The organism is Candidatus Schekmanbacteria bacterium RIFCSPLOWO2_02_FULL_38_14, assembly GCA_001790855.1.
In the GTDB taxonomy this organism is placed as follows: domain Bacteria; phylum Schekmanbacteria; class GWA2-38-11; order GWA2-38-11; family GWA2-38-11; genus 2-02-FULL-38-14-A.
The window spans coordinates 42,342-51,793 of the sequence record MGDH01000009.1 but is presented as its reverse complement, the minus strand read 5'-3'; the positions used below and the strand labels follow the sequence as shown (position 1 = coordinate 51,793).

Genomic DNA, 9,452 nt, shown 5'->3' with positions numbered 1-9,452 from the left:
AGGGCGAGTCACCGACTCGCCCCTACAACACACCTGAAGGTGTATTTCTACGAATTGCAGAAACATGGTTAGCAGGATGTTAAGAGACAAAAATGTATGTTAAACTATATAACAACTTTTTGTAGAAACAGACCTTTAGGTCTGTTGTTAACAGGGCTAAAAGCTGTAAAAATAGTAACTACTACAAAATTTTACGTGCTTACATATTTTTTGTTTTGAATTTTATTCGCAATTGGCGGTGCAGGGACTTGAACCCCGGACACTACGGATATGAGCCGTATGCTCTAAACCAGCTGAGCTACACCGCCGGAAAAATTAGGCTCTTTTTTACTTTTTTGCCTCGTCTTCGTCAAGCTCTTTTCCAGAAGTATCTTTATTGGAACTCCAGAACCATCTCCTTCTTGGAGATTTGTACCTGACAAGGCTTTCAAGCCGCTTTGTTTCTTCTGGAAGTATAGCATTGAAGTTTTTATTAACAAAATCTTCTGCAACCCTAATGGCATTTTTAATGGCGTGGGATGTTGAAGACCCGTGGGCTACAATACATACTCCATTCACTCCGAGAAGAGGAGCTCCTCCGTATTCAGTAAAATCAAGCCTTCGGTTAAGGTTTTCAAAAGCGGGCTTCATCAGATAAGCGCCTATCCCGCTTCGCGTTCTTTTTGAAACTTCTTCTTTCAGCATATCAATGTATACTTTTGAAAATCCTTCAGTAAGCTTTAAAAATACATTTCCAACAAACCCGTCACAGACAACAACATCAGCGTCTCCATAAAAAATAGTATTCCCCTCTATGTTTCCAATGAAATCCAAAGAAGAATTTTCAAGCATCTTATATACATCATGAGTAAGCTTATTTCCTTTTGCAGGTTCAGCTCCATTGCTTAAAAGGGCTATCTTGGGCCTCTCTTTTTTCAACATAACTTTTGCATAAATATGTCCCATTATGGCAAATTGAACAAGCCATTCAGGCCTGCAGTCAACATTGGCGCCGACATCAAGGACGATTGTTTTACCGTTGATTCCGGGCAGAATAGTAGATATTGCAGGACGGTGAATCTTTGGAATGGCTCCGAGTATTTTAACGGCTGAATACATGAGCGCTCCGGTATTTCCTGCGCTCACAACCGCTTTCACCTCATTGTCCTGAAGCATTCTGAGAGAGAGCTGCAGAGAGGAATCTGGCTTGTTGCGAAAACCCTCTGAAGGGATTTCACCCATTTCTATTTCCTGAGACGCATGCCTGATTTCAATGGATGAAACGGAGTCGTCATTTGATGAAAGATATTTGAGTATTTTGGTCTTGTCACCAACAAGGACTACTCTTGTTCCGAATTCCTTTGCTGCACTGACGGCACCTTTTACAATTGCTCCCGGAGCAAAGTCTCCTCCCATGGCGTCAACGGCAATCATTGTCACCTCTTTTTATTTTGGGTTAAGTCGTTAGGTTAAGGTTATAAGATGCCGGTTTGGTAGTTAGAGATTAAGTTAATGGCAAAAATAGAAATCTAAGCATTATCCAACCACTAAACAAGCTTTGTAACCATTCACCATACAACTTATTTAGCAGCTTCTTCTATTTTAATTACTTCTCTGCCGTTGTAGTATCCACAATGTCTGCACACACGGTGTGGCAGTCTTGGTTCCTGACACTGCGGGCAATTTGAATATTGAGATGCGGTAAGTGCATCATGGCTTCTTCTTTTATTGCGCCTGGACCTTGAAGCTTTTCGTTTTGGTAAAGCCATTTTATTATCTCCTTTCTCTACACTAATCCCCCCTCGCCCCCCTTTTCCAAAGGGGGGTTGGGGGGATTTTGGTCAATTAATTTTTAACTTTCAACCCCGTTAACACTGAAAATCTCGGGTCAATTTTTTCATCTTTGCAATTGCATTTCTCAATGTTCAGATTACTGCCACATTGGCGGCATAATCCGAGGCATTCAGGCTTGCAAACCGGTTTAATGGGGATTGCCAGAAAAATCTGATCCCTTATAACATCAAACAGGTCAATTACTGAGCCCCTCAAATAATTGATATCGAGGTCCTCTCTTCCAAGTTCCCTTTCTTCTTCATCCGGTTCTGAAGATGAAGGTTTAAACTCTATTTTAAACGGAGTTTTAATTCTTGAAACAAAACCATCAAGACAGAGGCTGCAAATATGTTTTACTGAGAATTCGATATCACCTTTAACTATTACATCAGTTTTAACTTTTTCAACAGTGGCAGCAAAGCCGATGGGTTTTGTGATTTCATATTCATTGCCAATATCTATTGATGAACCCTTAATCTGTTTATCAATTCTATACCCTTCAGAGGGGATATTATTTATTTCAATATATCTTAACATGTTAATCTCCGCAGATTTTGTAACTATATTTTTATTGCGGATTTTTTCTTTTAATCTTTCTTTTCTCCTTTTTGAGCGCAACCTCTAATACATCATTCATTGTGTCTGCAAAGATAAATTCCATTCCTTTTCTGACATTTTTGGGAAGTTCAATAAGGTCCTTTTCATTCTTCTTTGGCAATATTACAGTTAAAAGCCCGGCTCTTTTGGCAGCAAGTATTTTTTCCTTTACTCCTCCGATTGGAAGAACCCTTCCCCGCAGGGTTACTTCTCCTGTCATTGCAACATCCTTGCTTACAGGCACTCTTGTAAGAACAGAGATTAATGCAGTAGCCATAGTTATTCCTGCAGAAGGACCATCCTTAGGTGTAGCACCAGCAGGCACATGAATATGAATATCATTTTTGGAGAAAAAGTCATTTTTTATTCCCAGAGAAGTTGCCTGCGCCCTGGAATAGCTCAGGGCTGCTTTTGCAGATTCCTGCATCACATCTCCTAATTGGCCTGTCAAGGTAAGATTTCCTCTTCCTTTCATTGTCGTGGCTTCTATATAGATTATTTCTCCGCCTGCAGGAGTCCAGGCAAGACCTGTTGTAACCCCGATTTCGCTGAACTCCTGTTCTCCCTCCCTAAGGTACTTTTGCACACCGAGGAAGTTTTCGATATTGCTTGCTGTTATCCGTGTTAACTTCTTTTTACCGCCTGCAACTTTCTTTGCAACTTTTCTTATAACAGAGGCAACTTCCCTTTCCAAGTTTCTCAAGCCGGCTTCCCTTGTATAGTCTGAAATTATCCTTGAAAGCCCTGAATTGGAAATGGACAGAAGTTTTTCTGTCAGCCCGTGTTCCTTGAGCTGGCGAGGGATTATGTATTTTCTGGCAATCATCAGTTTTTCCTCGTCAGTATAACCTGAGAGATAGAGAGTTTCCATTCTGTCTTTCAGAGCAGAAGGAATCGGGTCTGTTAAATTGGCTGTTGTTATGAACATTACCTTTGAAAGATCAAAGGGCAGAGCAAGGTAATGGTCAGTAAATGAGTCATTCTGCTCAGGGTCAAGCACTTCAAGAAGAGCGGAAGAAGGGTCTCCCCTGAAGTCTGTTCCGACCTTGTCAATTTCATCCATCATGAACACAGGATTGTTTGAGCCTGCCTGCTTTATACCCTGTATGATTTTTCCGGGCAGAGCCCCTACATATGTTCTCCTGTGTCCTCTTATTTCCGCCTCATCCTTGATTCCGCCAAGAGAAATCCTTGCAAATTTTCTTCTAAGAGCCCTTGCAATTGATCTTCCAAGAGAGGTTTTTCCGACTCCCGGAGGTCCCACAAAGCAGAGTATAGGTCCCTTCATTTCCTTTTTCAGCTTGCATACGCTGAGATACTCAAGAATCCTTTCCTTGACCTTCTCCAGGTCATAATGGTCTTCATTGAGAACCTTTGAAGCCTTTTTTATGTCAAGATTATCCTTTGTGGACTTGTTCCACGGAAGTTCAGCGAGGGAATCAAGATATGTCCTTACAAGCGAAGCCTCTGCAGCATCAGGATGCATTCTCTCAAGCCTGCCTAATTGTTTGTCAGCTTCAGTTTTTACTTTTTCAGGCATCTTGGCTTTTTTAATTTTATCCCTAAACTCATTTATCTCTTCTGTCTTTTCATCAACCTCGCCAAGTTCCTTCTGGATGGCTTTGAGTTGCTCTCTCAGGAAATATTCCCTCTGGGTCTTGCTCATTTCATCTTTTGCTTCGGTCTGAATCTTGTGTTTTACTGTCAGAACTTCAAGTTCTTTGTTAAGATACTCGCTTACTGCCTTTATTCTTTCTATCGGGTTTAGTGTCTCAAGGACTTTCTGCGCGTCATCAACCTTTAGATTCAGATTAGATACTACAATATCAGCAAGCCGACCCGGGTCTTCAAGATTATCAGCAAGAAGCAGGATATCAGGAGGAATAAGCTGGCCAAGGGAAATGACTTTCTGGAGCTGTTCCCTGAGATTCCTCATCAGGGCTTCGACCTCTGAGGTTTTTTCTCCATAGGGCTCATCTTTGAGCACTTCAACCTTGACCTTATAAAAAGGTTTTGTCTGAGTATAATCTGAAATTTTTGCCTTGCTCAAACCCTGCACTAAAATTTTGACTCTTCCGTCAGGAAGCTTGAGCATCCGCATAATCATTGCCACAGTTCCAATGGAATAGATTTCATTCAGTGAAGGGCTCTCTGCAGCGCCATCTTTCTGGGCAACAAGCATTATCATTCTGTTTGATGAAAGGGCCTCATCTACTGATTTTACTGACATTTCCCTGCCAACAAAGAGAGGAACAATCATAAACGGGAAGATTACAATATCTCTTATTGGCAGAAGAGGAACTATATCAGGAATCTGAATTTCTTCTATGTTTAAAGTATCAATCATTTTTTTTCACCTTCTAAATTTATTCTATCTTTATCTCTTTCTTTTCTCCTCTTTTATCAACTATTTTCTTAATCCGAATTGTTAAAATTCCTTTCTTGTAGCTCGCATTTGAATCATTTGGATTACATGAAACAGGCAGTTTTATAATTCGCTTGAAACTGCCAAAAGAACGCTCCATGCAAAGAAACCTTACGGACTCTGAATTGGGAATTGTGGGGTCTGATTTGTTTCCTTCTATTGTCAGTTCATTGCCTCTAATATAAACAGACACATCTGCTGGATTAATTCCCGGCAGTTCGCTTTCAACAACAACACAGTCCTGTATTTCATATATATCTATTGGGGGAAACCCCTTGGTTCCGTTTGAAATTTCCATGTTTCCGCTAAGGACTTTTGGGATGTTGTTGAAAAGCTGAACAACATCCTCAAAGCCAAACTGTTTTGGTCCCCCAGAGCCTGATTTTTTATGAGACATAGGTTAAAGTTTTAACTCCTTAAGATATTTCCTGAATTCCTTGCCAAGGTCTTTTCTTCTGAGGCCAAACTCAACAGTTGCCTTTAAAAAGCCAAGTTTATCTCCTGCGTCATACCTTGTTCCTGTAAACTCACAACCGTAAATATCCTCTTTCTGCAAAAGCATTTTCAAAGCATCTGTAAGCTGTATTTCCCCAAGTTTTCCCGGAGAGGTTTTCTTAAGGGCTTTAAAAATTCCCGGAGTTAAGATATATCTGCCTATTACAGCCAGATTGGATGGAGCCTTTGCAGGGTCAGGTTTTTCTATAAGGTCATTTACCTTATAAATCCTGTCTTTAACTTTTTTAGGCTTTATTATTCCATAGCTTTTTGTATCTTTTTTCTCTACCTCCTGAATTGCAATAACCGAGCTGTGGTATTCCTCGTAGACATCAATCAGCTGTTTCATACAGGGAGTGTCTGAGTCAATTACGTCATCAGCAAGAAAAACCGCAAAGGGTTCATCACCAACAATAGATTCTGCGCAGAGAATTGCGTGTCCCAAGCCAAGAGCCTTTTTCTGCCTTACATAGGCAAAGGTTACAAGGTTTGAAATATTTTTAATTTGCTCAAGCAGCTCAAACTTTTTTTGTTCAAAAAGCTCGTTCTCAAGCTCTACTGAATAATCAAAATGGTCTTCAATTGCCCTTTTACCCCTTCCTGTAACAATTGTAATCTCTTCAATCCCGCTTGCCTTTGCCTCCTCAACAGCATACTGAATCAGCGGTTTATCAACAAGTGGAAGCATCTCTTTTGGAGAAGCCTTGGTTGCAGGAAGAAACCTTGTCCCCAAGCCTGCAACAGGAAAGACGGCTTTTCTGATTTTCATATCTCTGTGTTTCTGAAAAATAAAACTTAAAAACTGTTTAAAATTTTGCAGGCTAACCCTGCTAATCTGTTGATAATCAATAGTATATCTTACCGCGCAAAGTGACTCTATCTTATTGTATAGAATTTGTGAATATTAATTGCTTGAAAAATAAATGTCAAGGTCAAAAGACTTTGCTGTCAAGCTGAAATAGTTAACTGCTTTGTTTCTTTAAAAAAAATATTTAAAGAATGAATGAAGTTTGCTAAATCTTTTTTTCTGACAATTTTTTAGAAACTCCTTTAGACCTTTTAACCCCAAGTGTTGCACTTCGTTATTGAACTGGTGGCTCCTGATTCTTTTTATGCAAAAATTTCTCTGATGCTTTAAGATTTTTTCTCTGTGCGTCAATAAGGACCTTTTTTATATCTGAGATATTGAAGGGTTTTTCTATAAAGCCTGAAGCTTCTTCAATTGAGTCAATATTTATCATATCTTTTTTATCCCCCATTATTTTTCCTGTAATAAGGACAACCGGAATATTCCGGTCAATCTTTTTTATCTCTTTTAAGAGTTCTATTCCATTCATTCCGGGCATTGTGATGTCGGTAATGACTATGTTGAACTTTTCATTTTTAAACATATCAAGGGCTGTTTTGCCATCAGAGCATATAACTACTTTATGTCCTTCTTGTTCGAGTAGATCCCTGAGAAGGAACCTAACAACTTCTTCATCGTCTACAACCAATGTATTAAGCACAACAGGAAGGTCTGTTGATTCAATTAAATCAGTTTTTTGAAACTTAGTTGGAAATGTTTCATTAGTCATAGAAACAACTGGAAGTTTTATTATGAAAGTTGAACCTTCACAAACCTTGCTCTCAACTTTTATTGTTCCGTTGTGGCTTTTTATAATCCCATAGGAAACAGAAAGTCCAAGTCCTATTCCGGGAGTCTTGCTGCCGCTTCTTGGGCCCTTTGTTGTCATAAAAGGTTCAAATATCTTGTCAATTAATTCTTTTGGAATGCCACAGCCTGTGTCAGAAAAGCTTATTTCTATATCATTAGCAACCTGTCTAGTTTTAATCGTGAGTGTCCCACCACATGGAGTCATAGCATCTTTTGCATTAGTCATCAAATTTAAAAAAACCTGAGAAATCTGTCCGAAATCGCATACTGTTAGCGGGATATGGATATAGTCGCGCACAACCTTGATTCCTGCTTTATCAAACTCTCTTTCCATAAAACCCAAGGTATTTTCAATGATATGTTTTATGTCATTAAGTTTTTTCTTTTGTTCCTGCTTTCTGGCAAAACTCAGGAGGTTTTGGGAAATGTTCTTTGCCTTTTCAGAGGTTTTAAAAATTATCTCCAGAGCCTTTTTCATCTGTTCTGGTTCGGTGGAGGACTTTCCGAGTTGTGCATACCCAAGGATTCCTGCAAGAAGGTTATTGAATTCGTGGGCAACGCCTGCTGCAAGGGTTCCTATTGCAGCAAGCTTTGATGACTGGTTGAGCTCCTCTTCCATCATTCTTGTCTGGGTAACATCCCTTACGATTGACGCATAGTAATTTTTTTCCTCGATTTCATCCCTTACTACGAATGCAGTAATCTGAACACTGATAAATCTTGCGTCTTTTGCAACCTGAATTCTTTCTATGTTTGTTACAAAGCCTTTTTCCCTCAGGTTTTTTAAAAACTCTTCATTCCTTCCCGTATCCCTTACATCTTCTGTGTCAAGGACGCGGATCGATTTGCCAAAAATTTCATCATAGGTGTAGCCGTAGATTTTTTCAGCCCCCCTATTCCATGAGATAATAATACCGTTTTCATCAGTGCTTATTATTCCATCAACAGAAAGGTAGGTGAGGTTGGCGAGCAGTTTTAATGATTCCTCAGCCCTTCTTTTTTCAGTTATGTCATTCCCGCTGATTAAGACTCCAAGGAAATTTCCATTCAAGTCATTTATGGGCGTTGAGGTAAAGGAAATAGTTCTCTTTTCACCATTTTTTCTTGTTATAATAAACTCTTCATCCTTTGTTATTTCTCCCATATATGGCTTGTACAGGGTTTCAACGGCTTTTCTTCTGTATTTTGGTTCTGTAAAAACAAGCATTGCAAAAGAATATTTCTGAATTTCTTCTTTTGTATAACCTGTGATTTCCTCCAGTTTTTTATTGCAAAAGATTATTTCAGCCTCTCTGCTTGTTGCAAGCACTAGCAGTCCGACATTTTCCAGAATATTTGCAGACATTTCTTTCTCGTAATTCAGCGCAATTTCTGATTTTTTCTTTTCAGTTATGTCCCTGATTTTTACAAGAGTACCCAAGAGCTTTGTTCCTTTTTCTTTAATCTGAGACACATTGATTTCAAGGAAGGCTTCTCTGCTTTTTTTAAGCTCGGTTTCACGATCGCGGATTTCTATTTTTTCATTTTGGAAAATGTATTTGAATATATCGCATAGCTCTTCACCTGCGAATTTTTCTTCCAGAATAGTCTGAAAGTTTGATGAAGAGCTTTCTTTTATATCGGCAAACTTTATATCGAGTATCTTTTCAGCCATTGGATTCATTTTTATAATTTCCCTGTTCTGGTTGAGCACAATGATTCCATCCATCAAAGTTTCTATGGCTAAATTAAGAGCGCTTTCAATAGGAGAAAAGAGTTTGTACTTGCTAATCAGATAGGCAAAGGCAACAGGGACCGGAAGGGGACCAAAGGTTGAAAGCATTAAGGTTATAAGGGGATATTGCTTGAGAAAGGGCCTTAGAGAAGAAAGAATGGAACTTAGCAGTATCAGCGAAGTAAGAATTATAATCGCCTTTTTTTTAATGGGGTCTGATACAGGATATGCCCTGATTAGGATATAAAATGTCAGCAGGGCAAAGGAAAGGATGTATATGTCATTTAAAAACCTAAATCTGCCAAATTCTGTGAAATAGACCCCTTGTGAAAATTTTACACCTGAATAAAGGATTCCTGTTGAGAAAAAATAATCTGAGAGAATTACTGTTGAAAATATGACTGGGGCACTAATCAGAAATTTGACTAAAGCCTTTTTCCTGAAAAATTCCTTGAAAAGAATAGCGGCTGTTAAAAAGAAAAGGAATATGCCATTGAGATAGAAAACAAAGATAAGCCTTACAGCATTTCCCCAGCGTGCAAAATCAATGCTGTGGGCTATGGGAGGTAAGAGAGTTAGAAGGCTACCAACTACTATTACCGCCATATAACCTATGAATAGCTTGCTCTCAAGTTCCTTGAGGTTGATGATTATGACATAGATTGCAAGAATAAGCGGAATTATTAGAGAGAGAGAAAAAAGAAAAAAAACCACACCTTTCCCCTATTTAACATCGAAATGTTTACAAAAGA

At 39.0% G+C, this 9,452-nt stretch carries 7 protein-coding genes and 1 tRNA gene; all 8 read right to left on the bottom strand.

What is annotated here, in order from left to right; translation table 11 throughout:
* Positions 1-233: 233 nt before the first annotated feature.
* The 8 genes from A3H37_08825 to A3H37_08790 all read right to left on the bottom strand — a co-directional run bounded on the left by A3H37_08825 (position 234) and on the right by A3H37_08790 (position 9,414).
* A tRNA-Met gene (locus A3H37_08825) sits at positions 234-308 on the bottom strand.
* Positions 309-327: 19 nt separating this feature from the next.
* The gene (locus tag A3H37_08820) at positions 328-1,413 is read right to left on the bottom strand and encodes a hypothetical protein (protein OGL51117.1); all 1,086 of its coding nucleotides are present in this window, start codon (positions 1,411-1,413) and stop codon (positions 328-330) included.
* A gap of 146 nt (positions 1,414-1,559) precedes the next feature.
* Positions 1,560-1,748: a 50S ribosomal protein L32 gene (locus A3H37_08815; protein ID OGL51116.1), complete on the bottom strand. Its 189-nt coding sequence runs from the start codon at positions 1,746-1,748 to the stop codon at positions 1,560-1,562.
* A gap of 76 nt (positions 1,749-1,824) precedes the next feature.
* Positions 1,825-2,430, bottom strand: a complete 606-nt coding sequence (locus A3H37_08810) for a hypothetical protein (GenBank protein ID OGL51115.1) — start codon at positions 2,428-2,430, stop codon at positions 1,825-1,827.
* Positions 2,381-4,756: an endopeptidase La gene (locus A3H37_08805; GenBank protein OGL51114.1), complete on the bottom strand. Its 2,376-nt coding sequence runs from the start codon at positions 4,754-4,756 to the stop codon at positions 2,381-2,383. The genes A3H37_08810 and A3H37_08805 overlap by 50 nt, the downstream gene beginning before the upstream one ends.
* A gap of 19 nt (positions 4,757-4,775) precedes the next feature.
* Positions 4,776-5,231: a hypothetical protein gene (locus tag A3H37_08800; GenBank protein OGL51113.1), complete on the bottom strand. Its 456-nt coding sequence runs from the start codon at positions 5,229-5,231 to the stop codon at positions 4,776-4,778.
* Between the two features lie 3 nt (positions 5,232-5,234).
* Complete coding sequence (locus A3H37_08795; GenBank protein OGL51112.1) at positions 5,235-6,098, bottom strand: UTP--glucose-1-phosphate uridylyltransferase; 864 nt, start codon at positions 6,096-6,098, stop codon at positions 5,235-5,237.
* Positions 6,099-6,411: 313 nt separating this feature from the next.
* Positions 6,412-9,414, bottom strand: coding sequence for a hypothetical protein (locus A3H37_08790; protein OGL51111.1), 3,003 nt, complete (start codon positions 9,412-9,414; stop codon positions 6,412-6,414).
* Positions 9,415-9,452 lie beyond the last annotated feature (38 nt).